The sequence below is a fragment of the Streptomyces pratensis genome, from assembly GCF_037137275.1.
GTDB lineage: Bacteria > Actinomycetota > Actinomycetes > Streptomycetales > Streptomycetaceae > Streptomyces > Streptomyces pratensis_B.
In genome coordinates this window covers 24,084-49,014 of the sequence record NZ_JBBBEN010000100.1, presented here as the reverse complement: position 1 = coordinate 49,014, position 24,931 = coordinate 24,084, and the positions used below count along the sequence as shown (strand labels likewise).

Genomic DNA, 24,931 nt, shown 5'->3' with positions numbered 1-24,931 from the left:
CTGTAGCCAAAGGGCTGCGCTCCGGAAGTCGCTGGTTCGAGTTACGGAGTTATTCACAACGCTGAAGTTGTCCACAGTTTCTCAGCAAGATCCACATGCTTTTCCGCTGTGCTGCACGTTGATTCCACCCGCGAAGTCCGCGGGTGGCGGAATCGCGCATCTCGGAAACGCTCCGAGACCGCCGCGAACCGCACGGAAGCGGCAGTGAGAAGGGGCGGAGATCGTGGCTGGAGCGCTTGGGGGAGAAGGGGTGGCGGCCGGCGGAGGTCGTCGTGGCGGCCCGCTGATCGTGACGGAGGACGCGGAGCTGCTGGACGATCTGCTGCGGCTGTGCGCGGCGGCAGGTGCAGAGCCGGAAGTCCACCACGGGCCGCCCGGACGCCGGGGTGCGTGGGAGCGAGCTCCGATGGTCCTGGTGGGCGACGACGCCGCAGGGCGGTGCCGGGGCGCCGGTCGTAGGCGGGGCGTGATGTTGGTCGGCCGTGACCAGGACGACCCGGACGTCTGGCGGCGCGCGGTGGAGATCGGGGCCGAATATGTGCTGCGACTGCCGGACTCCGAGGGCTGGCTCGTCGATCAGATCGCCAATGCGGCCGAAGGCGTGGGGCGGCCCGCGCTCACCGTGGGCGTGCTGGGAGGGCGGGGCGGCTCCGGCGCGTCCACGCTGGCCTGTGCGCTTGCCGTGACTGCGGCCAGGACGGGGCGGCGCACGATGCTGATCGACGCCGACCCGCTGGGCGGCGGGATCGACGTGCTGCTCGGCGGTGAACGCACCGACGGCATGCGATGGCCGGATTTCGCCCAGTCGAAGGGGCGGCTCGGCGGCGGAGCTCTGGAGGACTCGTTGCCCGCCCTCCATGGGCTGCGGGTGTTGAGTTGGGGCCGTGACGACGAGGTAGTGGTTCCGCCGCAGGCGATGCGGGCGGTGCTTGCCGCTGCACGTCGGCTCGGGGGAGCGGTGGTCGTGGATCTGCCCCGCCGGGTGGACGAGGGCGTCGCGGAGGCCCTGGCGCAACTCGATCTCGGCCTGCTGGTGGTCCCGGGTGAGCTGCGAGCCGTCGCAGCGGCCAAGCGTGTCGCGTCCACGGCGGGAATAGTGCTGGACGACCTGCGGGTCGTGACCCGCGGGCCTTATGCGGCAGGTCTGGACGAGGGCTGGGTCGCCCAGGCCCTGGGCCTCCCGTCCGTCGGTGAGCTGCCCCTGGAATCGGGGCTTCTGGCTTCCCAGGACAGCGGCACTCCGCCCGGTGCCGACGCCCGTGGCCCGTTGGCCCGCTTCTGCGCGGCCTTCTGGGAGCAGGCTGAGGCGGCAGGGGGCGCGAGCTCCGCCACCGGACTGTCCGGGGGAGGCACACCATGACGGACGCGCTGCTCGACGCCGTACGGCAGCGGCTGGCTCGCAGCGGCGCCGACCCCACCCCGGCCGGCGTGGCGGCCGCTCTGCGGGCCCAGGGGCGCCTGCTGGGCGACTCCGAGGTGCTGGGAGGGGCAGCCGAGCTGCGGGGCGAACTCGTCGGCACGGGGGTGCTCGAGCCGTTGCTCGCCGATCCGGCGGTGACCGATGTGCTGGTGTCAGCCCCCGACCGGGTGTGGGTCGACCGGGGCGGGGGGCTCCAGCTGACGGGCGTCACCTTTCCGGACGCGGCGGCGGTACGGAGGCTGGCTCAGCGCCTCGCGGCGGTGGCCGGCAGGCGGCTGGACGACGCGCGTCCGTGGGTGGACGCGCGGTTGCCGGACGGCACACGGATGCATGCCGTGCTGCCCCCGGTGTCGGTCGGCTCGACCTGCCTCTCCTTGCGCGTGGTGCGGCCGCGGGCTTTCTCGCTGGCGGAACTGGTGGGCGCTGGCACGGTGCCGCCGGGCGGCGACCGGGTTCTGCGGGCTCTGGTCGAAGCCCGGATCTCCTACCTGATCAGCGGGGGCACCGGGGCCGGCAAGACGACGCTCCTCGCCAGTCTGCTCGGAGCGGTCGGGCCTCAGGAACGGATCGTGCTCGCCGAAGACTCCGCCGAGCTGCGGCCGGACCACCCGCACGTGGTCCGGCTGGAGTCCCGTCCCGCCAACCAGGAGGGCGCTGGGCGGGTGACACTGCGGGACCTGGTGCGGCAGGCGCTGCGCATGAGGCCCGACCGGCTGGTGGTCGGAGAGGTGCGCGGGGTCGAGGTCCTCGACCTGCTGGCCGCCCTGAACACCGGCCACGAAGGCGGGTGCGGCACCGTCCACGCCAATGCGGCCGAGCATGTTCCCGCACGGTTGGAGGCCCTGGGGACCGCGGCCGGCCTGGACCGGGTCGCGCTGCACAGTCAGCTGGCGGCCGCGCTCTCGGCGGTCGTGCACCTGGTGCGGGACCGTACGGGGCAACGGCGCATCGCAGAGGTACACGTCCTGGAACGGGACGCGGCAGGCCTGGTGGTCACGGTCCCCGCGCTGGGCTGGGGAGACGGCGGATTCGTCCCGGAGCGGGGATGGGGGCGGCTGCGGTCGCTGATCGGAGGTGCGCTGTGACGGGGGGACCGACGGCCTACGCGGCGGCCTTTTGCGCCGGGTCGGCGGTGTGGCTCGCCATGATGCGGGGCCCGGGGGCTCGGCGGGCCAACGTGCTGTTCGTGGACGCCCTGCGCGAGCCGCGCCGGCCGTGGAACCAGGGCGCGCGGCTGCCCAGGGCCTGCGAGCGGCTGAGGGAGTCGGCCAAGGGCCGGCGGGAGTGGTGGTGTCTCCCCGCGGCACTGCTGATCGCGGTGCTGGGCGGGTCGGCGCTGCCGCTGGCCGCAGGAGCCGCGGCGGTCCCGTTGGCACGCCGGTGGATGCGGCGGCGCGCCGGGCGGAGAGAAAGGGAGCGGGCGGCCGCCGCGGTGGCGTCGCTGTGCGGGGCAGTGGTCGGGGAGCTGCGGGCCGGGCAGGAACCGGGCCGGGCGTTGCAGGTCGCGCTGTGTGACGGCGCGGCGGAGGCCGGCCTCGGAGCGGCGGCACGTCCCGGTCAGTGGCTGGGGGACGCGGAGGCCGTGGTGCTGGCGGCCGCGCGGTTCGGCGGTGACGTTCCGGCGGCCCTGCGGCAGGCAGCGGAGGGCCCCGGGCTCGACGGCCTGTCCGGGATGGCCGCCTGCTGGCGGGTGGCCGTGGACGGAGGTGCGGGCCTCGCCGCCGGACTGGAGCGTCTGGAGAGGGCGCTGCGGGAGGACCGGCGCAGACAGGAGGCACTGCGCGCGCAGGTGTCGGGGGCCTGGTCGACGGTCACGGTCCTGGCGCTGCTCCCCGTAGCGGGGCTGGGACTGGGCGCGGCGCTGGGGGCCCAGCCTCTGCGTGTCCTGCTGCACACCCCGGGCGGCCTGGTCTGTCTGGTGGTGGGCGGGTTCCTGGAAGCGGCCGGGCTGTTCTGGGCCTGCCGGATCGTGCGCGGAGGGGAGGCGGCATGAACGGGGCACGCGGAGAGGTCATCCACAGCCTGGGGATGACGGCGGCGGTTCTGGTCATCGCTGTGCGGTCGGCGCGCGCTTCGGCCGCCAGGCGTCGGGAACGAGCGGCCCGAGAGCGGGGTGAGCGGCTGCTGGGGACCGTACCCGCGGCGCGGGCCCGGTGGTGGTGCCGGGTGGCCTCGGCAGGCCGGGCGAGCGGTGGCGAAGGAGTCGCCGGGGGCGTCCGGCGGTGGGCGGTTCCGGCCGGTGGCTGGCTGACCGGGTGGCTCCTGGTAGGCGGTGTGACGGGATGTGTCGTCGGTTCGGCAGCGGCGCTCGGGGCATGGCGCTGGCAGCGGTCCCGCCCGCCCCGGAGCGGAGCGGGCCACGACCGACGGGCGAGGGCCCTGGTCGCCGACCGGCTCCCTTTGGCGGCAGACCTCCTGGCGGCCTGCATCGCGGTCGGGGCCGGTCCCCGGGAGGCGGCGGAGGCGGTCGGCGAATCCATCGGCGGCCCGGTCGGTGACCGTCTTGTCCGTGCGGCTGCCGAGATCCGTCTCGGTGGTGAACCGGCCGAAGTGTGGGGGCGCTTCGGGGAGATACCGGGGGCAGGCTCGTTGGCCCGGTGTCTGCACCGAGCCGGATCGACCGGGGCGCCGGCCGCGGAGCCGGTCGCCAGGCTGGCCGAGGCGCTGCGCGCCGAGCGGGCCGACGCGGCCGTGGCGCGAGCGCAAAGAGCCGGTGTGCTGATCACTGCCCCGGTCGGGCTCTGCTTCCTGCCCGCCTTCCTGACCATCGGAGTGGTGCCGGTGATCATCGGCCTCGCCGGCGGACTGCTCGGGCCCGGGTAGGACAGTCGGCCGGATGCCTGACGGTGCGGCGGTCCGAGGGTTCGGCAGCCCGGCGTGCCAGTGGGCCGGGGGGCTCGACCGGCCGACTCAGGCCGATGCCGCGACTGCCGCCGGTGGCGGGCCCTGCCGGCCGTCTCCGCCGTACCTGCTGCGGCTACTGCGGCGAGTGCCGCCACGTCCGCGGCGAAACAGCTAACGCAACCAACCGGGTGCTCCGTCCGGGCACCCGCTCGATATCGACGTCCATCGGGGGACGAAATGACAACGAAGCTCAAGGACCGGGTCATCGGCGCGGCGCGGCGCGCACAGCCGTCGACGTGGCTGCTGAACCGACCGGGGAAGTGGACCGCACGATGGTCGGGGCGGCTGCGTCGGTCGGACCGAGGGATGACCACGTCCGAATACGCGGTGGGCACCATCGCCGCGTGTGCCTTCGCGGCGGTGCTCTACAAGGTCGTCAACAGCGGTCCGGTGTTGTCGGCCATGCAGTCCCTGGTCGAGGGCGCGCTCGATGCGAAGTTCTGAGCGCGGGGGCCGGCACGGGCAGGGGGCCGGCGCCCGGCTCCCCGGCCGGGGCAGGCTCCCGCGCCGGGGCCGGGCACAGGGCGGTCCCTCACACCCGGACGGAGAGCGCGGCGGCAACGTCGCCCGGGGCCGGCACGGCCGTGGGCGACGGGACCACGGGGCGGTCACGGCGGAGGCGGCCGTGGCCATCCCGGTGCTGGTGGCCTTCACCATGTCGTTGCTCTGGGCACTGGCGGCCGCCTCGGCCCAGATCCAGTGCGTGGACGCGGCCAGGGTGGGAGCGCGTGCCGCAGCGCGTTCGGAGCCGGAAGCGACCGTGCTGGCAGCGGCACGCGACGCAGCCCCCCGCGGCGCCCGGGTCGAGATGGGCAGAACAGGTGGCATATGGCGAGTCCGGGTGGAAGCGCCGACGCCGGGGCCCGGCGCGCTGACCCTGACTCTCAGCGCCGAGGCGGCTGCCCTGGCAGAGGAGACGGTGGGGGGTGCTGGGCCATGAGGGTGACGAGGCCGGAAGCGCGGGAGGGGGGCCCGTGCTCTCCGCAGGAGCGGTACCGCGACGAGGGCCGAGGTGGAGGGCCGCAGCGGCCCTCGGCCCGGCCAGGCGCCGGAGGGCGGCTCGGTCACCGAAGCCCGGACGCGTCCCGGCCCCGGTCCGGTGCCTGGCCGCGGGCCCGCTGCGGGGGACGGCCTCAGGCGGCCCGCCGCCGTGGCCGGCCCCAGGCCCGCTGCGGTGGCCGACCGCGCGCTCGTGAGCGGCCTCGGCCCTGGGGCCGGCGCAGGCACGAGGTACGGACACAGGTCCAGTGGCGGCCGCGGGGGCGGTTCCTGCTCCGGTGCGGACACGGGGGCCTCTTCTGGGACCGGCGTCGGGGCGGGGGGCGAGGGGGCGGCTCATCGTGCAGCGCGGTCCGCTCGGATCGGGGGGTGGCGACGGTGTGGGTGGCTGTCACCACGGTCACCTTGTGCACCGTGTTCGCCGTAGTCCTCGCGCTCGGCCAGGTCGTGGCCGCTCGCCACCGGGCGGGCGGCGCCGCGGACCTCGCGGCTCTCGCGGCTGCGGATCGCGCCCTGGAGGGGGCGACCGTCGCCTGTGGCACGGCCCGGCGTGCGGCCGCCGCGCAGCACGCCGAGATCGTCCGCTGCACCGTGCGCGGGGAGATCGCCGATGTGGTCGCCCGGTCGCGCTGGGGGCCCTACGAATCCACTGTCAGATCCAGGGCCGGGCCTCCCGCCGATCCGCGGCCGACGACTGGCCGGCTTGCTCGGGCGTGGCCTGTTGAGGGGAGGGTCGCCTCCAACGGTGTCGCCCGTCGGGTGCCGACGATCTGAACACCGGCTTCCTGCCGTAGCGACCGGCGGGCGGACATGGAGAAGAACGGCGCAGCGCGCAAGGCCCCGGCCGACACGGGCGGCCCCCGCCCTGACGGAGGGGGCCGGCGCCCGCCCTCTCGATCGACGCCCGCGTCCGTGACGGGTGTTCCTCCCACCCGGCCGGCTCATCTCCTGACAAGTGCCCATGCCCGCTCTGTCACCGACGCCCGTTCTCTCGGCCCGGGCCCGCTCCGTGGCCGAGGGCTCGGACCGGGGGCTCGGGTCTCCTTCCGCCTGTTGGGCCCTCGGGGAGCGGTGGCATCATCGGAGACCGTGAAGACGCTACGAGCCCCGACTACGGCAGTTCTTCTCCTGGCTGCGCTGACGGGATGTTCGTCATCGTCTTCATCGTCTTCGGTGGCGGAGGAGGCCGGCGGGCCTTCGCCGCTGACGTCCTACGCCCCCGCGAACCGGGTGGTCATGCCGGAGCTGTCGGGGCAGCGCGTGGACGGAGACGGCCGGGTCAGCCTGAAGGGGCTGCGGGGCAAGGTCGTCGTGGTCAACGCGTGGGCGTCGTGGTGCGGTCCGTGCCGTGTCGAGGCCCCAGGGCTCTCCCGGGTGCACGAGGAGCTGCGCGGCAAGGGGCTACGGGTGGTCGGGCTCAACGCCGACGTGTCGGTCGAGGCGGCGCGCGCTTTCGAGGAGGACGCCGGGCTCCGGTTCCCGAGCCTGCACGACCCGCAGGGCCGGCGGCTCCTTCGCCTCCCGAAGGGCGTGGTCAACACCACCGGCTACCCCTTCACCGTCGTCGTCGACCCGGAGGGGCGGATCGCGGCGGTACGGGTCGGGGCCATCGGCGAAACGGAGCTGAAGCGGCTGGTCGCGCCACTGCTGCCCTCCTGAGGCCGGTTCACTGCCCCGCCTGGCCCCTCGCTGCGTCGGGTCCCGGGGGCGCGGCTCTGAGCAGTTCCGTGAGGAGCCGTACGGCGCCGCGTTTGTGCAGGGGTTCGTTGCCGTTGCCGCACTTGGGGGACTGGATGCAGGAGGGGCAGCCCGCTTCGCACTCGCAGGACGCGATGGCCTCGCGGGTCGCTGTCAGCCATGTACGGGCGGTGTGAAAGGCCCGCTCGGCGAATCCGGCGCCGCCGGGGTGGCCGTCGTACACGAACACCGTCGGCAGCAGGGTGTCCGGGTGCAGCGGTATCGACACACCGCCGATGTCCCAGCGGTCGCAGGTGGCGAACAGCGGCAGCAGGCCGATCGACGCGTGCTCGGCCGCATGGAGCGCGCCGCCCAGGATCTCGGGATTGATCCGGGCGGCGTCGAGCTGGTCCTCGGTGACCGTCCACCACACCGCGCGGGTGCGCAGGGTGCGGGGCGGCAGATCGAGCTTCGTCTCGCCCAGCACCTCGCCGGTGATCAGTTTTCTGCGGAGGAACGAGACCACCTGGTTGGTGACCTCCACGGAGCCGTAGCAGAGCCGCCCCTGCCCCCACGGGATCTCGGTGTCGGTCTCCAGGACGGCGATGGCCGTCGTGTCGCGGGCGACCGTCGAATACGGCGGGTCGGCCTGCTCGACCAAGGCAACGGAGTCCTCCAGGTCCAGCTTCCGGACCAGGTGGGTGCGGCCCTGGTGAAGATGGACGGCCCCCTCATGGACGGCCGTGTGGGCGGCGGCCGCGTCGACGGTGCCCAACAGGCGGCCGGTGCCTTCCTCGACGATCTGGACGGGACGGCCGCCTCCGCCTCGGATGTCGGCGAGGTCGGCGGCTCGCTCGCGGCGCGTCCAGTGCCAGCCCGACGCCCGTCTGCGCAGCAGCTTCGCCGTCTCCAGCTGCGGGAGCAGCTCGGGCACGGCCGGGCCGAAGAGCGCGATGTCGGACTCGGTGAGCGGCAGTTCGGAGGCCGCCGCGCAGAGATGGGGGGCGAGGACGTACGGGTTGTCCGGGTCCAGCACGGTCGACTCGACGGGCTGGCGGAAGAGCGCCTCCGGGTGGTGCACCAGATAGGTGTCCAGCGGGTCGTCCCTGGCCACCAGGACGGCCAGGGCGCCCTGGCCCGAGCGGCCGGCGCGCCCCGCCTGCTGCCAGAGGGAGGCCCGGGTGCCCGGATAGCCGGAAATGACGACCGCGTCGAGACCGGCGACGTCGATGCCAAGTTCCAGCGCGGTGGTGGCCGCCAGTCCGAGCAGTTCGCCGGAGTGCAGTGCCCGCTCCAGAGCCCGCCGTTCCTCGGGGAGGTAGCCGCCGCGGTAGGCGGCGACCCGCTTCGGCAGCGAGCGGTCCACCTCCGCGAGGCGTTCCTTGGCGATCACCGAGATCAGTTCGGCGCCGCGCCGGGAACGCACGAAGGCCACGGAGCGGACGCCCTGGACGGTGAGGTCGGTGAGCAGGTCGGCGGTCTCGGCCGTGGCGGTACGGCGTACGGGGGCGCCCTTCTCGCCGGGCAGCTCGGTCAGCGGAGGCTCCCAGAGGGCGAAGACCAGCTCGCCGCGCGGGGACGCGTCGTCGGACACCTCCCGGACCGGCAGGCCGGTGAGCCGCCCGGCGGCGACGGCGGGGTCCGCGGCGGTGGCGGAGGCCAGCAGGAAGGCCGGGTCGGCCCCGTAACGGGCGCAGAGGCGGCGCAGACGGCGCAGGACCTGGGCGACGTGGGAACCGAAGACGCCCCGGTAGGTGTGGCACTCATCGATCACGACGAACCGCAGCGCGCGCAGGAACGAGGACCAGCGGGGGTGGGAGGGCAGGATTCCGCGGTGCAGCATGTCGGGGTTGGTCAGGACGTAGTTCGCGTACTGCCGTACCCATTCGCGTTCCTCGACCGGGGTGTCGCCGTCGTAGACCGCAGGTCTGACGGAGGTGCCGAGCGGAGCCGCCAGTGCCTTCACCGAACGCCGCTGGTCGGCGGCCAGGGCCTTGGTGGGGGCGAGGTACAGGGCGGTGGCGCCCCGGCCGTTCGGGGCCTCGGAGCCGTCCAGGATGGTGCTGAGGACCGGGGCGAGGTAGGCGAGCGACTTGCCCGACGCGGTTCCGGTCGCGATCACGACCGACTCGCCGTCCAGCGCGTGCTCGGCGGCGGCCGCCTGATGCTTCCACGGATGGTCGATTCCGGATTTTTCGATCGCTGAGATCACTTCTGGCCGGATGCGTTCAGACCAGAGGGCATGGGTTCCCGATCGCGGGGGCAGGTGCTCCGTATGAGTGATGCGCGCGGCCCGGCCCGCCCCTGCGGCGAGCCGGTCGAGGATCATGGTGGGAGAGGGGCGCGAGGCCCCACTCTCGGGTGGTCGTCCGGGACGATGATTCTTGGCCATCGGCACCGAGTGTGTCACTGGCGTGGCGGACAATGGTCCCAAGGCGTCGTGCATGGCTGCTGGTAAGTGATTGAATGCCATCGCGGCTGGCGATCCGCCCCCTGGCCTCCGTCGGGGAGAGCGAGGGGCGACCGCTCGATAGCAAGGTGCTGGAGGATCCGTGGACCTGTCCCTGTCGACTCGCAATGTGTCCGGCCCTGGTGGCGACCGTACGGTCGTCGAGGTCGGTGGCGAGATTGATGTGTATACCGCGCCCAAGCTGCGCGAGCAGTTGGTCGAGTTGGTGAATGACGGCAGCTACCACCTGGTTGTCGACATGGAAGGCGTCGACTTCCTCGACTCCACCGGCCTCGGCGTGCTCGTGGGCGGCTTGAAGCGTGTCCGGGCCCATGAGGGCTCGTTGCGCCTGGTCTGCAACCAGGAGCGCATTCTCAAGATCTTCCGGATCACGGGACTGACCAAGGTGTTTCCCATTCACACCACGGTCGACGAGGCTGTCGCCGCCACCGACTGAGGTCGGAGCGGGCCGGCCTTCGGTCGGTCGGCAGGCGGCGAGCAGGACGGCAGCGGCCGCGTTCGGGCCGCGATGAGCAGGCGGTCGACCTTCGGGTCGACTGTCGGCTTTGTCGGATCTGCTGCCTTCGGAGGAGAAGTGCAGGGGTACCGGGCTGCCAGCCCGGGCCCTTGAGGCGTATGCCCGAACGTTCGAGGGGGATCGCATGGCCACCGTTGAACTCCGCTTCAGCGCTCAGCCTGAACATGTCAGGACGGCCCGCTTGGTGGCGGCCGCCGTGGCGCGCCGGGCCGGTGTCGACGAGGCGGTGCTCGACGAGGTCAGGCTCGCCGTCGGCGAGGCGTGCAGCCGTGCGGTCGGGCTGCACCGGACCCACGGCATCAGCGCGCCGGTCAGCGTGGCGCTGACCGAGGAGGAGAAGGCTTTCTCCATCGAGGTCGGTGACAGCGTGCCGGGTCCCGGCAGCGAATCCGACGTGTCCGGAGCGCGCAGCCGCGCTTCCGGGGCCGGGCTGGACGAGCCTGATCACGGGCACGACGGTGAGGGCGAGGACGACATGGGCCTGGCGGTCATCAGCGGCCTCGTCGACGACATGGAGGTCCGTCCGGGTGCGGCCGGCGGGGTGATCCGGATGAGCTGGCCGACGGGTGACGGCGCGGTCGCGGCCCCCCCCGCTGACGTGATCCTCGGCACGACGCCCTGGCCGTAGGCCGCATCGGTGTGGCCCGGCCGCGACGAGCCCTGACGGCGGTGACTCTTCCGCACACGGCGGGTGGGCGCCTGGCCCTAGCCGCCGACCTCACCCGCTGGCGGCGCGGTCCAGTGCTCCTGCCCGCCGCCTGTGTGGCCCCCGCCTGCCAGCGGCGCGGTCCAGTGCTCCCACCGCACCGCCCCGGGACCCGGGCAGCACTTACGGACCGGGCAAGGACCAGCACATGCACGCTCCTGGGCGACCGCAATCGGTGGCCTGTGCGCTGGACACCGCCCACAGTTTCTGGACCGCGTCGCTGGACGTACTGCGGTCGGCACCGGGCACCGCTGTCACCTTCACCGTCGCCGCCGGGCACATAGGTGAGCTCAGCGAGCGACTGATGGCGACCGGGCAGTGGAGGGACGGTGATCCGTCCGCAGGCCGAGTACCTGCCCAGTGGTGCGCCCCGGGGCCGGTGCGGCTGTCGCTGTGGCGGTCGGGCGCCGACGCCACCACAGCCCAGGCCGACCGCCTGAGGCAGGCGGTTCTGCGGCGCTTCGGCATCGAGCATCCCTTCCGCCAGTTCACGCAGCCCCTGGGCTGGACCTGCCCGAAGACCCGCCCCCGGAAAGCCGCCGACCGCTGGACCTGGCTGATCGTCGCCGCCGTCGCCCCGCTTCGCCGCCTTCGCGCAGCTCCGGCTCGCCCGCCGGCCGGCGGCAGGCCTTCGACGGTCCTGGGACAAACCGGCCCCCGGCGGGCAGGCTCACCCCGCACGGGCCGTCGCGACTTTCGGCGCCTTCGGCCGGATGCCGCCTGCCCAGCCGAAGCACCGCATCCCCTCGGCCTGGCCCGGGGCGGCCAGTCGGCCGTAGGGACGGCCCGCTGCACGCAGTGACCTGCACACAGCCCGCCATCCCGGCCCCACGGAGCGACGCGCGAAGAAATCGGCGACTCCACGACCCAGCCACACAGGTTGAGCATCAAGTCGGACGACGCGCTCCCTGCGCCCTACGGAAGCTCCGTAAACGTTTCGAGGGCCCGCGGGTGTTCCGGTGATCCGTCAGCGGCTGCCCCTGAACGGGTTTCTTCTTTCCCAGGCCCTGTTGAGCAGGGCCCTTTGCTTCGCGGCAGGCGAAACTCCTGGCGTGCGTGCTCCGGCGGCCTCCAGGGGAATCACCTTGCGCCCTTACCGCGTTCGGGTGAAATCCCTTCGTCGATCTTCCGGCGTTGGGGGGAGAGCGATTAATTCTCTTCCTGCCCACTGTTTCGATCGGGCTCCGCTCCCTACACTCCGTCCACGACTTGAGCGCTGAGCGTCAAGGAGGACGTATGGCGGAGTTCCTCATCACCCCCATGGCAGCACTGACGCAAGAATCCGCGTTTTCCGACCGGCCCGCCTCGCTCGCGGCGGCGGTGCTCACCGACGGCAACCGGCTGATCATCGTCGTGGTGGCGGTCGTCGCCGTCGCCGCGCTGGTCGTCGCCCGGCTCCTCGTGCGCCAGGTCCTGGCCGCCGACGAGGGGACCGAGCGGATGAAGGGGATCGCTGCGGCGGTCCAGGAGGGCGCCAACGCCTATCTGTCCCGGCAACTGCGCACGGTCGGGGTTTTCTCCGTCGTCGTGTTCTTCCTGTTGTTCTTGTTGCCGGCCGACAACGGGACGCAGCGCGCAGGTCGTTCGCTGTTCTTCCTGGTGGGCGCGCTTTTCTCGGCGGCGACCGGATACATCGGCATGCGGCTCGCCGTGCGCAGCAATGTGCGCGTGGCTGCCGCCGCCCGTGAAGCGGCTCCGGCAGAGGGGGGACCCGAAAAGGATCTCACCGCCGTCTCGCACAAAGCCATGAAGATCGCTTTTCGCACCGGCGGAGTGGTCGGAATGATCACGGTCGGGCTCGGGCTGCTCGGAGCCTCGTGCGTGGTGCTCGTCTATGCCGCCGACGCACCCAAGGTGCTGGAGGGTTTCGGGCTCGGGGCAGCCTTGATCGCCATGTTCATGAGGGTCGGCGGCGGCATCTTCACGAAGGCCGCTGATGTGGGCGCCGACCTCGTCGGCAAGGTGGAACAGGGTATTCCGGAGGACGACCCGCGCAACGCCGCCACCATCGCCGACAACGTGGGCGACAACGTCGGGGACTGCGCGGGCATGGCTGCCGACCTCTTCGAGTCGTACGCCGTGACGCTCGTCGCCGCGCTCATCCTGGGAACGGCGTCCTTCGGCGACTTCGGCCTGGCCTTTCCGCTGATGGTTCCGGCGATCGGCGTCGTCACCGCGATGATCGGGATCTTCGTGGTCGCCCCGCGTCGCACCGACCGCAGCGGGATGACCGCGATCAACCGGGGCTTCTTCGTCTCGGCGGTGATCTCGCTCGCCCTGGTGGCGGTGGCCGCCTTCGCCTACCTGCCGTCCTCCTACGCCGAACTGGACGGCGTCACCGACCTGGCGATCACCGAGCACGGCGGCGACCCGCGGATCTTCGCCCTGATCGCGGTGGCCATCGGCATTGTCCTGGCCGGGCTCATCGCGCAGCTCACCGGCTACTTCACCGAGACCGGCCGCCGCCCCGTCCAGGACATCGGGAAATCCTCGCTGACCGGCCCGGCCACCGTGGTGCTCGCCGGCATCTCCCTCGGCCTGGAATCAGCCGTCTACACGGCGCTGCTGATCGGGCTCGGCGTCTACGGGGCGTTCCTGCTGGGCGGTACGTCGATCATGCTCGCACTCTTCGCGGTGGCCCTCGCCGGCACCGGGCTGCTCACGACCGTGGGAGTCATCGTGGCCATGGACACGTTCGGGCCGGTCTCCGACAACGCCCAGGGCATCGCCGAGATGTCCGGGGACGTCACCGGCGCCGGCGCACAGGTGCTCACCGACCTGGACGCGGTGGGCAACACGACCAAGGCCATCACCAAGGGCATCGCGATCGCCACCGCAGTCCTGGCGGCGGCCGCGCTCTTCGGGTCCTATCGCGACGCCATCGCCACGGCTGTCGAGGACGTCGGGGCGGGGGCGGGCGAGCTCGCGCTGAGCCTGGACATCTCACAGCCCAACAACCTCGTGGGCCTGATCCTGGGCGCCGCGGTCGTCTTCCTCTTCTCCGGGCTCGCGATCAACGCGGTCTCCCGCTCCGCCGGCTCCGTGGTCCACGAGGTCAGGCGGCAGTTCCGCGACCACCCCGGGATCATGGACTACTCGGAGAAGCCGGAGTACGGACGCGTCGTCGACATCTGCACCAGGGACGCGCTGCGCGAGTTGGCCACGCCAGGGCTCCTCGCGGTGCTGGCCCCCATCGCGGTCGGTTTCACCCTCGGGGTCGGCGCGCTCGGCTCGTACCTGGCGGGGGCGATCGGCACCGGGACGCTGATGGCGGTGTTCCTCGCCAACTCCGGCGGCGCCTGGGACAACGCCAAGAAGCTCGTCGAGGACGGGCACTACGGCGGCAAGGGCAGCGAGGCCCATGCCGCGACGGTCATCGGGGACACCGTCGGCGACCCGTTCAAGGACACGGCGGGCCCGGCGATCAATCCGCTCCTGAAGGTGATGAACCTGGTCGCCCTGCTCATCGCCCCGGCGATCGTGCAGTTCAGCTACGGAGCGGACGCCAACCCCTGGGTGCGCGCCGTGGTGGCCGGTGTCGCCATCGTGATCGTCGTCGCGGCGGTCCACGTGTCCAGGAGGCGCGGCATCACCGCGGGCGAGGACGGCGTCGCCCCCGCCGGCGGCGGCCCCTCGGCCCCGGGCCCGGCGGCGGCCCCCTGAAGCCTACGGGCGGGCGGAGGCGCCGAGGCGTCATTCGGTTGACGCGGGGTCAAGGAGTGGTGGGCGGGGCCTTCTGATGCCTCGTCCGCCGGTCCGCGCTCGTGCGCACGCCCGCGTGCGCGACCTTGTGCCGTCGGCTGTCGAGCGCTGTGCCGCCCTGTCGTCCCCGGGCGTCCGCATCGGGTTCGTCCCCGGGTGCCCGCATCGGATCACCGGTGATCGAGCGTGACCGTTCGAAGGAGTGACCGTTCGTGCGTGCGCGGTGCCTGGCGAGTGGCATCGCCCTCATCTCTCTTGGTGCAAATGGCTTCAAAAGGATGCACACCGGATGCCCGGCACCTGGCTCTCGTCCCCTCGGCGTGTAAGTTCCGGGGCCGAGAGCCTTGGAAGGGACCAATCCGGTGAACAAGAAGCTTGCAGCCGCGCTGTCCGGCGGTGCGGTACTCGTATTGACGCTGTCGGGCTGCAGCGACGACAGCGACGACAAGGTGAACGACTGGGCCAAGAAGGTCTGCGACCAGGTCCAGCCCCAGCTGCAGAAAATCGCCGACGCCAACGCGTCCATCCAGCAGCAGACCGCGGACAACAGCAAGCCCGCCGACGTCCAGAAGACCGACTCGGCCGCCTTCCAGAAGATCTCCGAGGCGTACAAGTCGCTGGGCGCGGCCGTGGACTCCGCGGGCCCGCCGCCGGTCGAGGACGGTGAGACCACGCAGAAGGAGGCCGTGAAGGAGCTCAACGCCTCCTCCAAGGCGTACGCCGGTCTCAAGACCGAGGTCGACGCCCTCGACACCAAGGACCAGGCGAAGTTCGCCGACGGCCTCAAGGGCATCGCCGATGAGCTGAACAAGATCAGCAACACTGGCGACCAAGCGCTGAAGAAGCTCCAGTCCGGCGAGGTCGGCGCTGCGATGTCGAAGCAGAAGGGCTGCCAGAAGCCGACGGCCTCGACCGGCCCCGCCAGCCCCTCGGGGTCCGAGGCGTCCGGCGCGGACGCCTCCCCGGACGCCGCCGAGGACGCGAAGCAGGAGACGGCGGAGAAGGAAGCCGAGAAGGAGCCTGCGGAGAAGAAGTCGTAACCGGGGCCTACCCGAACGGTGCCGCCGACCCCTTGGCACGGGCCCGGGCGACCGGCGCTGTGTGACGGCCCGGACGCTCGATGAGCGGCCGGGCCGCTGCCGTTGTCAGTGACAGCGGCCACAATGGGGGCGTGAGTACGACGAGCCTCCCCGCATCCGACCACGCCGCCGGCCTCCGCGAGGCCCTGCTCGCCGCGGACTTCACCGCAGACGGGCTCCTCGACCGGCTCGGCGCTCCCGCCTATGCCGCGCTCGCACGCAGCGAGACGGTCCCCGCCCTGCGCGCCACCCGGGGCGACGCGCCCCTCGACACGCTGGTGCGGCTGTTCCTTCTCCAGTGCGCCGTCACCGAGGAGCGGGCCCGCGCGGTCCTTCCGCTGGAGGAGTGCGTCGCGGACGGCTGGGTGACCCTGCGGGACGGCGCGGTCCGCGCCGGCGTGGACGTACGGCCGTACGGAGGACCGGACGGCGAGGACTGGTTCATCGTGTCCGACCTCGGATGCGCGGTCGGCGGCGCCGGCGGGATCGGCTCGCGCGAGGAAGGCGTCGTCCTCGGCGTCGGCGGCGCCTCCACCACCCTCGCCGGGATCACCGTCCGCATGCCGGTCGCCTCCGCCCTCGACCTCGGCACGGGCTCCGGCATCCAGGCGCTGCACGCCGCCCAGCACGCGACCCGGGTCACCGCCACGGACCTCAACCCCCGCGCCCTGGAGTTCACCCGGCTCACCCTCGCCCTGTCCGGCGCCGCCCCCGCCGATCTGCGGGAGGGCTCCCTCTTCGAGCCGGTCGGCGCCGACACGTTCGACCTGATCGTCTCCAACCCGCCCTTCGTCATCTCGCCCGGCGCCCGCCTCACGTACCGGGACGGCGGTATGGGCGGCGACGACCTGTGCCGCACCCTGGTGCAGCAGTCGGGCGACCACCTGAACGAGGGGGGCTACGCCCAGTTCCTCGCCAACTGGCAGCACGTGGAGGGCGAGGAGTGGCAGGACCGGCTGCGCTCCTGGGTGCCGTACGGCTGCGACGCCTGGATCGTGCAGCGCGAGGTGCAGGACGTCACGCAGTACGCCGAGCTGTGGCTGCGGGACGGCGGCGACCACCGCAGCGACCCCGCCGCATACGCCGAGCGGTACGAAGCCTGGCTCGACGAGTTCGAGGCGCGCGGCACCCGCTCCGTCGGATTCGGCTGGATCGCCCTGCGCAAGTCCGCAGCCGCCGCTGCCGGACGTCCCTCGATCGTCGTCGAGGAGTGGCCGCACGCCGTGCAGCAGCCGCTCGGGCAGGCCGTCCAGGAGCACTTCGCCCGCCAGGACTACCTCCGCGACCAGGACGACGCGGCGCTGCTCGCCGGACACTTCAGCCTGGCAGCCGAGGTCGTCCAGGAGCAGGTGGGCCTGCCGGGCGCGGAGGACCCCGAGCATGTGGTGCTGCGGCAGCACCGCGGGATGATGCGGGCGACCAAGGTCGACGCGGTGGCCGCCGGGTTCGCGGGCGTGTGCGACGGGTCGCTCCCCGCCGGGCGCATCCTGGACGCCATCGCGCAGCTGATGGCCGAGGACCCGGTACTCCTGCGCGACCGCACCCCGCAGGCGATCCGGCTGCTGGTCGAGGAGGGGTTCCTGGAGCCGACGCCGCCAAAGGACGGGCGGGGAAGCGTGTAGGCCGGACGCGTACGGCGGCGGACGGTCGGGGTCGGCGGCAACGGCCGACAGAGGAGGAAGCCGATGCCCCGGGCCGGGCGTGCCGGGCGTGCTGAGCGGCCCGTCGACGGGAAGAGCCGGGCGGGCGAGCCGTCGACGGAGAGAGCTTGGCGGGCGGGCCGTCGACGGAGCCGTAGACAGGTTTCCGGTGGAGGAGCCGACGGGCGGAGCAACGGACCGGGGGCGGCTCGGCAGGTCCCACGTTCGAGCGGTGACCGCGTTCCGCTCAGGCGGGGCCCGGCCCCGTGGGCGATGGCCGGTGCCTCGCGTGCCAGCGGGTTCCCTCCGGCCGCGTCCCCTGGTGCGCCCGGCGCGCGCATTCCGGTCCGGGCTGCCTCGGGCCGCGCCCCGGACCGCCGCCACCGGACCTCGTATCTCGCGCTGTCTCCGGCGAGCCCCGGCGGCCCCGCGCCTGCCGACCGACGCCCGGCGGCCCCAGGACAGCCGGCCGCGCTCGCCGACCCCGCGCCTGCCGACTTCACGCCGGACCTCGCCCCGAACCGGGCCCAGGCCCCACCGTAAGCCCCCCCGGAAACGCCGCCCGGTCCAGCGGAGGCAGACGCAGACGCGGGCAGAGAGACGCGGCGGAGGCGGAGACGGGGGAGCGGAGGGCGGCGGGGTGGAGAGCGGCTAGGACCGGTGGCGTTCTGCCGGGTGCCATGGGAGTGCTGTTCACCCCGGGTTCGCGTGGGTGATGCCCCGAGGTGGCAGCCTCCCCGGTGCCGGGCCCGAGCCCCGGCACCGGGTCCCGGCCAGGCCGGCCCCGGGTGGCGCGCCGCGTAGGTCGAGGGGTACGACATGGAGAGCGTCTCAGCAGTCTTCGCCGGTACGGCCCTGGCGTTGTTCGGCACCGCCCTCCTCGTCTGGACCGGGGCGCGTGTCGTGCACCGCGCGCCGGTGATCCACGGTGTGAGCCCCGTCGCCTCCACCGCGCTGACGACGCTGTTCGGCGTGGTTTCCGTCTCCCTCGGGGTGTGGTGTTTCACGCTCGCTTGACCCCCGCCTCCGGCAGGGCCGCGCCCGGGACGACGGGCCGCCCGATGGGCGCCGCGTACGCCCTCGGAAAGCCGCGGACCGACGCTTCGCGCCGTGCGGACCCGACCGACCGGGCGGCAGGAATGGCGGAAGTCGGGTTACCGTTCGAGTGGCCGTTGCGGGCTTTTGCCGTTTGACACGGGGGCGGGTTGTACCGTCACACTCCGCAGCGACAGCATCGCGGGCAGCGTCACGACGCCACCCGGATGCCCATCGAGTGTCGACCGGAGAGAAGAGCGAAGTTGTCCCCGACCAGCGAGACCGCACAGGGCGGCCGCCGACTCGTCATCGTCGAGTCGCCTGCCAAGGCGAAGACGATCAAGGGCTATCTCGGCCCCGGATACGTCGTCGAGGCGAGCGTCGGGCACATCCGCGACCTCCCGAACGGCGCGGCCGAGGTCCCGGACGAGTACACCGGCGAGGTACGCCGCCTGGGGGTGGACGTCGAGCACGACTTCCAGCCCGTCTATGTCGTCAACGCGGACAAGAAAGCGCAGGTCAGGAAGCTCAAGCAGCTGCTGGCCGAGTCCGACGAACTGTTCCTCGCCACCGATGAGGACCGCGAGGGCGAAGCCATCGCGTGGCACCTCCAGGAAGTGCTCAAGCCCAAGGTCCCGGTCCACCGGATGGTCTTCCACGAGATCACCAAGGACGCGATCCGGGCCGCCGTCGCCAACCCGCGCGAGCTCAACCAGCGCATGGTCGACGCCCAGGAGACCCGTCGCATCCTCGACCGCCTCTACGGCTACGAGGTCTCGCCGGTCCTGTGGAAGAAGGTCATGCCGCGGCTCTCCGCCGGGCGCGTCCAGTCCGTCGCCACCCGTCTCGTCGTCGAGCGGGAGCGCGAGCGCATCGCCTTCCGCTCCGCCGAGTACTGGGACCTCACCGGGACCTTCGCCACCGGCCGCACCGGTGACGCCTCCGACCCCTCCACCCTGACCGCCCGCCTCAGCGCGGTCGACGGCCGCCGGATCGCCCAGGGCCGCGACTTCGGCCCCGACGGGCAGCTGAAGGCCGGCTCGGCCCGGACCCTGCACCTGGACGAGACGAACGCCCGCGCCCTGGCCGCCGCGCTCGCCGACTCCTCCTTCGCGGTCCGGTCCGTCGAGTCGAAGCCCTACCGTCGCTCCCCGTACGCCCCCTTCCGCACCACCACCCTCCAGCAGGAGGCGAGCCGTAAGCTGGGGTTCGGGGCCAAGTCCACCATGCAGGTCGCGCAGAAGCTGTACGAGAACGGCTTCATCACCTACATGCGTACCGACTCCACGACCCTCTCCGACACCGCCGTCTCCGCGGCGCGGGCCCAGGTCACGCAGCTGTACGGGGCGAGCTACCTCCCCGACAAGCCGCGGACGTACGCCGGGAAGGTCAAGAACGCGCAGGAGGCGCACGAGGCGATCCGCCCTTCCGGCGACCGTTTCCGCACCCCCGCCGAGACCGGGCTGACCGGCGACCAGTTCCGCCTCTACGAGCTGATCTGGAAGCGGACCGTCGCCTCCCAGATGAAGGACGCGACCGGCAACTCCGTCACCGTCAAGATCGGTGGCCGGGCGAGCGACGGCCGGGACGCCGAGTTCTCCGCCTCCGGCAAGACGATCACCTTCCACGGCTTCATGAAGGCGTACGTCGAGGGCGCGGACGACCCGAACGCCGAGCTGGACGACCGCGAGCGGCGGCTGCCGCAGGTCGCCGAGGGCGACGCGCTGTCCGCCGAAGAGGTCACGGTCGACGGGCACGCCACCAAGCCCCCGGCCCGCTACACCGAGGCCTCGCTGGTCAAGGAGCTCGAAGAGCGCGAGATCGGCCGCCCGTCGACGTACGCCTCGATCATCGGGACCATCCTGGACCGCGGGTACGTCTTCAAGAAGGGCACGGCGCTCGTCCCGTCCTTCCTGTCCTTCGCCGTGGTCAACCTGCTGGAGACCCACTTCGGCCGACTGGTCGACTACGGCTTCACCGCCCGGATGGAGGACGACCTCGACCGCATCGCGCGGGGCGAGGCCCAGTCCGTGCCGTGGCTCAAGCGCTTCTACTTCGGCGCGCAGCCCGGCGACGACGACTCCGGTGCCGGCACGGCCTCCGACGCGGGCAACGGCGACGGCGACCACCTCGGCGGCCTCAAGGAACTGGTCACCGATCTCGGCGCGATCGACGCCCGGGAGATCTCCTCCTTCCCGGTCGGCAACGACATCAAGCTCCGCGTCGGCCGCTACGGTCCGTACATCGAGCGGGGTGAGAAGGACGCCGAGGGCCACCAGCGCGCCGACGTGCCCGAGGACCTGGCGCCCGACGAGCTGACCGTCGAGCTCGCGGAGGAGCTGCTGGCCAAGCCCAGCGGCGACTTCGAGCTGGGTGCGGACCCCGTGACCGGGAACCAGATCATCGCCAAGGACGGGCGTTACGGCCCGTACGTCACCGAGGTGCTGCCCGAGGGGACGCCGAAGACCGGCAAGAACGCGGTGAAGCCGCGGACCGCCTCCCTCTTCAAGTCCATGTCCCTGGACACGGTGACGCTCGCCGACGCCCTCAAGCTCATGTCGCTGCCGCGCGTCGTCGGCGAGGACGCCGAGGGGGTGGAGATCACCGCGCAGAACGGCCGCTACGGTCCCTACCTCAAGAAGGGCACCGACTCCCGGTCGCTGACCTCGGAGGAGCAGCTCTTCGACATCACCCTCGAAGAAGCCCTCGCCATCTACGCCCAGCCCAAGCAGCGCGGGCGCGCCGCCGCCAAGCCGCCGCTGAAGGAGCTGGGCACCGACCCGGTCAGCGGTGCGCCGGTCGTGGTGAAGGACGGCCGCTTCGGCGCGTACGTCACCGACGGGGAGACCAACGCGACGCTGCGGAGCGACGACAGCGTCGAGGACATCACGCCGGAGCGCGGCTACGAGCTGCTCGCCGAGAAGCGTGCCAAGGGACCCGCCAAGAAGAAGACGGCGAAGAAGGCCCCGGCGAAGAAGGCGACTGCCAAGAAGACGGCCGCCAAGAAGGCGACGGCCACGAAGACCACGGCCGCCAAGAAGACCGCGGCGAAGAAGACCACGACGGCCAAGAAGTCGACGGCTGCCAAGACGACTGCCACGAAGACCACGGCCGCCAAGAAGACGACGGCGCAGAAGACTGCTTCCGCTTCCGCCCCGTCGGACGACTGACCGGTTTCGTCGGTCCCGCCGCCCGCACCGCCCCGCCGCCCGGCGCCTCACCAGGTGCCGGGCGGCCGCGCGTTCCCGTGGGCGCGCGGGACGGGTGGCCGGAAGTGGTCTGCGGCCATATGTTCGGACGGGCCGACGGCCACCGCACCGCTGCGGATAGGCTGGGCGGATGACGCGAGCCGAGCAGCCAACGGTCGTGAGCCCCACCTCCGACACACTTGCCGCAGACTCACGCGAGCGCGCCGTACGAGCCCTGTTGCGCATTCCCCCGCTGAAGCGGTTGTGGAGTGCCCAGCTCGTCGGCGGTATCGGCGATGCACTCGCCCTTCTCGTGCTGGTGCTTCTGTCGCTGCAAGCGGCGGTCCTCGAGGGCTCATTCGGAGCCGGATACCGCGGGGCGGCCTTCGCCGTCGCCGCCGTGTTCGGCGCCCGGATTCTTTCCACCCTGCTCTTCGGAGCCGTACTCCTGGGGCCGTTGACATCGCTCACGGCGCCGGGCGGCAAGCTGGACCGGCGATGGCTGATGATCGGGGCGGACGGGCTGCGCCTGGCGCTGCTGGTCGTCGCCCCGCTGTGGATCGACTGGATGCCCGACAAGGCGCTCATGATGATCCTCATCACCGTCTTCGTGACCGGCGCCGGTGAGCGCCTGTGGACGGTGGCCAAGGAGAGCGCCGCCCCGGCGCTGCTGCCGGCCCCGCCCATCGAGGGGGCCGCCGTACGTCCGCTGCCCGACCGCCTCGACGCCCTGCGCCGGCTCTCCCTGCGCACGGACTTCCTCGCCGTCCCCGCCGCCGCGGTGGTCCTGCTGGCCGCCACGCTGGTCGGCAACCTCCTCGGCTCGGGCCTGGAGTGGTTCTCCTTCCACCAGGCGGCCCTCGGTTCGTACGTCGCGGCCGGACTCTTCGCCGCCTCCATCTCCACCCTGTACTTCCTGGAGTTCCCGGCCACCCGGACGCCCCGGCCGCGCTCCCCCCTGGAGGGCCTGCGCCGCCCCGCCACCGGCAACGTGCCCGACAAGGGCCGCACCGGCGCCGTCCCCCTGCTCGTCGCCGCCTGCGGGGCCGTCGCCTCAGTCGTCGCCGCGGCCGCGGCCGCCTCCGTGCTGCACGCCGCCGACCTGGGCGGCGGACCGGCCACGTTCGCGCTGCTGATCCTGGCGCTGACCGGCGGCGCCGCCCTGGGCATCCGCACCGCGCGCCACGTGCTGCCCACCCTGTCGCGCCGCCGTCTGCTGGCGCTGGCCACCGCCGTCACCGGTCTCGCGCTCCTCGCGCTCGGCCTGGTGCCGGACACGGCGACCTGCCTGGCCGTCGCGCTGCTCGCCGGGTACGCGGCCGGAGTCACCGCGAACACCGGGCACGCCCTGATCGACCAGGAGACCGAGGCGTTCCGGCAGGCCCGGACCACCGAGCACCTCCAGGCCGTCGTCCGGGTCCTCGTCGCAGTCGGCGCGGTCGCCGGCCCGCTGCTGGCCGCCGGGATCGGACGGCACCGCCTGACCGCCGGCGACTTCGTCTTCGCCCACGGCGGGGCCGCCTACACCCTGATGCTGCTCGGCGCGCTGCTGCTGCCCGTCGCCGCCCTCCTCCTCGCCAAGACGGACGACCGGGCGGGCGTGCCGCTGCGCCGGGACCTGCGTGAGGCGCTGCGCGGCGGCGACCCGTCGGTCGCGCCCGCCGCCACCGGCTTCTTCCTCGTCCTGGAGGGCGGCGACGGAGCGGGCAAGTCCACCCAGGTCGAGGCGCTCGCCGAATGGGTCCGCGCCAAGGGCCACGAGGTCGTCGTGACCCGGGAGCCCGGGGCCACCCCGGTCGGCAAGCGGCTGCGGTCGATCCTCCTCGACGTGTCCTCCGCCGGCCTCTCCAACCGGGCCGAGGCCCTGCTGTACGCCGCCGACCGCGCCGAGCACGTCGACTCCGTCGTCCGCCCCGCACTGGAGCGCGGCGCGGTCGTCATCTCCGACCGCTACATCGACTCGTCCGTCGCCTACCAGGGCGCGGGACGTGACCTGGCCCCGACCGAGATCGCACGGATCTCGCGCTGGGCGACGAGCGGCCTCGTACCGCATCTGACGGTGCTGCTGGACGTCGACCCGCAGACCGCCCGGGAGCGGTTCACCGAGGCGCCGGACCGGTTGGAGTCGGAGCCGGCCGAGTTCCACGAGCGGGTGCGGTCCGGTTTCCTTACCCTGGCCGCCGCCGACCCCACCCGCTACCTGGTGGTGGACGCGGGACAGGAGCCCGCTTCGATCACCACGGTCGTACGCCACCGGCTCGACCAGCTCCTCCCGCTCTCCGAGGCCGAGATCCGGGCCATCGAGGAGGCCCGGCGCAAGGCCGAGGAGGAGGCCCGGCGCAAGGCGGAGGAAGAGGCCGCCCGCAAGGCGGAGGAGGAGCGCCTGGAGAGGGAGCGCCAGGAACAGCTCGCCCGGCTGCGCGCGGAGGAGGAGGAGCGCAAGCAGCGCGAACTGGAGGAGGCCCGGCAGCGCGAGGCCGAACGCCAGGCGGAGGAGGCCCGGCAGCGTGCCGAGGAGGCCCGCCGCCGCGCCGAGGAGGACCGGCTCCGGCTGGAGGCAGAGGAGCGGGCCCGCGAGGCCGAGCAGGAACGGCTCCGCAAGCAGGCGGAGGAGGAGGCCCGGCTCCGCAAGGAGGCCGAGGAGCTCCGGCTGGAGAAGCAGCGCAAGGCCGAAGAGTCGCTGGTGCGCGCGGAGGAGGCCCGCCGCCGGGCCGAGGCCGAGGCGGCCGCCCGGACGGAGGCGGCCCGCGCCGAGGCAGAGCGGGCCGATGCCTCGCGGACCTCCCGTACGGAGTCCTCCTCGCGCTCGGAGAGCCCCGGTGCGTCCGGCGAGTCCGGGGCGTCCTCTGCGTCCGGCGGAGACTTCGGCCCGTCGGTTCCGGAGAACGAGCTCACGGTGCCGACCCCGATCGTGAACCCGAACGAGATCACGCAGCCCGTTCCGGCGGCCCGGCCCGAGGGCGGGGACGACCCCGACGGTCGTGCGTCGTCGAGCCGTCGTACCTCTTCGAGGGAGGAAGAGACGGCGATGCTGCCGCGCGTCACGGACGACCGGGCCCCCCGCGGGGCACGGGAGGCCAGGGACGCGGACGAGACCGCCGTGCTGCCACCGGTGCGCGGTGAACAGCCCTCCGACCGGGTGCCCCCGGGTTACTTCCGTGAGGAGGGCCGGCGCCCCTCGGCGCCGGAGAGCGAGAACGAGCGCACCCGGGAACTGCCGCAGGTCGAGGACCCGCAGGCCAGGGGGGCGTCCGGTGGCGAGGGCGGCGGCCGGCAGCAGGGCCGCCGCAAGCGCCCCCGCCCGGACTGGGCGGAGGAGACCCCGCTGGACGACCTGCCCACCCTGGCGGACGAGCTGCTCGGCGGCCCGGACGACGAGGACGCCGGGGGCCGCGGGCGACGCCCGCGCGGCTGACGCCCGCCCCTGCCGCAGAGGCGGAGTGACCGGCCCGCCCGTCCCCTCAGGGGCGCGCGGGCCGGACTGTCAGCGGCGTCCCCCACAATGGGGAGCGACGACGGACGGAGCTCGCGGAGCTCACGGAGCACCTCGGGCGAGTGAACGACCGCACTCGTGCGGGCCGCGCATCCGTGCGG

The 24,931-nt window shown here is 73.0% G+C and carries 17 protein-coding genes; 16 read left to right on the top strand and 1 reads right to left on the bottom strand.

Annotated elements, in window-relative coordinates; translation table 11 throughout:
* Positions 1 to 223: 223 nt before the first annotated feature.
* From ssd to V9U70_RS25625, 8 genes are all read left to right on the top strand, one after another.
* A complete protein-coding gene (gene ssd / locus V9U70_RS25660) occupies positions 224 to 1,360 on the top strand; it encodes a septum site-determining protein Ssd (RefSeq protein WP_336678975.1) in 1,137 nt (378 codons plus the stop codon).
* Positions 1,357 to 2,505 (top strand): TadA family conjugal transfer-associated ATPase, encoded by a 1,149-nt coding sequence (locus tag V9U70_RS25655; RefSeq protein ID WP_336678974.1) that lies wholly within the window; start codon positions 1,357 to 1,359, stop codon positions 2,503 to 2,505. Before ssd ends, V9U70_RS25655 begins: the two co-directional genes overlap by 4 nt.
* Positions 2,502 to 3,413: a type II secretion system F family protein gene (locus tag V9U70_RS25650; RefSeq protein WP_419724029.1), complete on the top strand. Its 912-nt coding sequence runs from the start codon at positions 2,502 to 2,504 to the stop codon at positions 3,411 to 3,413. Before V9U70_RS25655 ends, V9U70_RS25650 begins: the two co-directional genes overlap by 4 nt.
* On the top strand, positions 3,410 to 4,243 hold the full coding sequence (locus tag V9U70_RS25645; protein ID WP_336678970.1) for a type II secretion system F family protein: 834 nt from the start codon (positions 3,410 to 3,412) through the stop codon (positions 4,241 to 4,243). Before V9U70_RS25650 ends, V9U70_RS25645 begins: the two co-directional genes overlap by 4 nt.
* 258 nt (positions 4,244 to 4,501) lie before the next feature.
* Positions 4,502 to 4,768 (top strand): DUF4244 domain-containing protein, encoded by a 267-nt coding sequence (locus V9U70_RS25640; protein ID WP_336678968.1) that lies wholly within the window; start codon positions 4,502 to 4,504, stop codon positions 4,766 to 4,768.
* Entirely contained in the window at positions 4,755 to 5,264 is a 510-nt protein-coding gene (locus tag V9U70_RS25635; protein ID WP_419724028.1) for a TadE family type IV pilus minor pilin, read from the top strand. Before V9U70_RS25640 ends, V9U70_RS25635 begins: the two co-directional genes overlap by 14 nt.
* A gap of 428 nt (positions 5,265 to 5,692) precedes the next feature.
* On the top strand, positions 5,693 to 6,097 hold the full coding sequence (locus tag V9U70_RS25630; RefSeq protein ID WP_336678966.1) for an Rv3654c family TadE-like protein: 405 nt from the start codon (positions 5,693 to 5,695) through the stop codon (positions 6,095 to 6,097).
* A 399-nt stretch (positions 6,098 to 6,496) separates the two neighbouring features.
* The gene (locus tag V9U70_RS25625) at positions 6,497 to 6,982 is read left to right on the top strand and encodes a TlpA family protein disulfide reductase (RefSeq protein ID WP_336678964.1); all 486 of its coding nucleotides are present in this window, start codon (positions 6,497 to 6,499) and stop codon (positions 6,980 to 6,982) included.
* A 7-nt stretch (positions 6,983 to 6,989) separates the two neighbouring features.
* Here V9U70_RS25625 and V9U70_RS25620 read toward each other — a convergent pair whose 3' ends face one another.
* Positions 6,990 to 9,473 carry a DEAD/DEAH box helicase gene (locus V9U70_RS25620; RefSeq protein WP_336678961.1) on the bottom strand — a complete coding sequence of 828 codons (2,484 nt, stop codon included), beginning with the start codon at positions 9,471 to 9,473 and terminating at the stop codon, positions 6,990 to 6,992.
* Positions 9,474 to 9,552: 79 nt separating this feature from the next.
* On the opposite strand from V9U70_RS25620, the gene V9U70_RS25615 reads away from it, so the two are divergent.
* From V9U70_RS25615 to tmk, 8 genes are all read left to right on the top strand, one after another.
* Positions 9,553 to 9,906: an STAS domain-containing protein gene (locus V9U70_RS25615; protein ID WP_003967428.1), complete on the top strand. Its 354-nt coding sequence runs from the start codon at positions 9,553 to 9,555 to the stop codon at positions 9,904 to 9,906.
* Positions 9,907 to 10,111: 205 nt separating this feature from the next.
* On the top strand, positions 10,112 to 10,615 hold the full coding sequence (locus V9U70_RS25610; protein WP_336679220.1) for an ATP-binding protein: 504 nt from the start codon (positions 10,112 to 10,114) through the stop codon (positions 10,613 to 10,615).
* Between the two features lie 1,314 nt (positions 10,616 to 11,929).
* Positions 11,930 to 14,356: a sodium-translocating pyrophosphatase gene (locus tag V9U70_RS25605; RefSeq protein ID WP_336678959.1), complete on the top strand. Its 2,427-nt coding sequence runs from the start codon at positions 11,930 to 11,932 to the stop codon at positions 14,354 to 14,356.
* A 401-nt stretch (positions 14,357 to 14,757) separates the two neighbouring features.
* Entirely contained in the window at positions 14,758 to 15,435 is a 678-nt protein-coding gene (locus V9U70_RS25600; RefSeq protein WP_336678957.1) for a small secreted protein, read from the top strand.
* A 131-nt stretch (positions 15,436 to 15,566) separates the two neighbouring features.
* A complete protein-coding gene (locus tag V9U70_RS25595; RefSeq protein ID WP_336678955.1) occupies positions 15,567 to 17,096 on the top strand; it encodes a DUF7059 domain-containing protein in 1,530 nt (509 codons plus the stop codon).
* 837 nt (positions 17,097 to 17,933) lie between these two features.
* On the top strand, positions 17,934 to 18,131 hold the full coding sequence (locus V9U70_RS25590) for a hypothetical protein (RefSeq protein ID WP_336678953.1): 198 nt from the start codon (positions 17,934 to 17,936) through the stop codon (positions 18,129 to 18,131).
* Between the two features lie 281 nt (positions 18,132 to 18,412).
* Positions 18,413 to 21,319, top strand: a complete 2,907-nt coding sequence (gene topA, locus V9U70_RS25585) for a type I DNA topoisomerase (protein WP_336678951.1) — start codon at positions 18,413 to 18,415, stop codon at positions 21,317 to 21,319.
* A 169-nt stretch (positions 21,320 to 21,488) separates the two neighbouring features.
* Complete coding sequence (gene tmk, locus V9U70_RS25580) at positions 21,489 to 24,752, top strand: dTMP kinase (RefSeq protein ID WP_336678949.1); 3,264 nt, start codon at positions 21,489 to 21,491, stop codon at positions 24,750 to 24,752.
* Positions 24,753 to 24,931 lie beyond the last annotated feature (179 nt).

Bases quoted from the DNA above. Each gene is read 5' to 3' on its own strand.
- V9U70_RS25605 (WP_336678959.1), top strand. From the start codon at position 11,930: ATGGCGGAGTTCCTCATCACCCCCATGGCAGCACTGACGCAAGAATCC.
- V9U70_RS25610 (WP_336679220.1), top strand. From the start codon at position 10,112: ATGGCCACCGTTGAACTCCGCTTCAGCGCTCAGCCTGAACATGTCAGG.
- V9U70_RS25655 (WP_336678974.1), top strand. From the start codon at position 1,357: ATGACGGACGCGCTGCTCGACGCCGTACGGCAGCGGCTGGCTCGCAGC.
- V9U70_RS25620 (WP_336678961.1), bottom strand. From the start codon at position 9,473: ATGGCATTCAATCACTTACCAGCAGCCATGCACGACGCCTTGGGACCA.
- V9U70_RS25635 (WP_419724028.1), top strand. From the start codon at position 4,755: ATGCGAAGTTCTGAGCGCGGGGGCCGGCACGGGCAGGGGGCCGGCGCC.
- V9U70_RS25590 (WP_336678953.1), top strand. From the start codon at position 17,934: ATGGAGAGCGTCTCAGCAGTCTTCGCCGGTACGGCCCTGGCGTTGTTC.
- V9U70_RS25640 (WP_336678968.1), top strand. From the start codon at position 4,502: ATGACAACGAAGCTCAAGGACCGGGTCATCGGCGCGGCGCGGCGCGCA.
- tmk (WP_336678949.1), top strand. From the start codon at position 21,489: ATGACGCGAGCCGAGCAGCCAACGGTCGTGAGCCCCACCTCCGACACA.
- V9U70_RS25645 (WP_336678970.1), top strand. From the start codon at position 3,410: ATGAACGGGGCACGCGGAGAGGTCATCCACAGCCTGGGGATGACGGCG.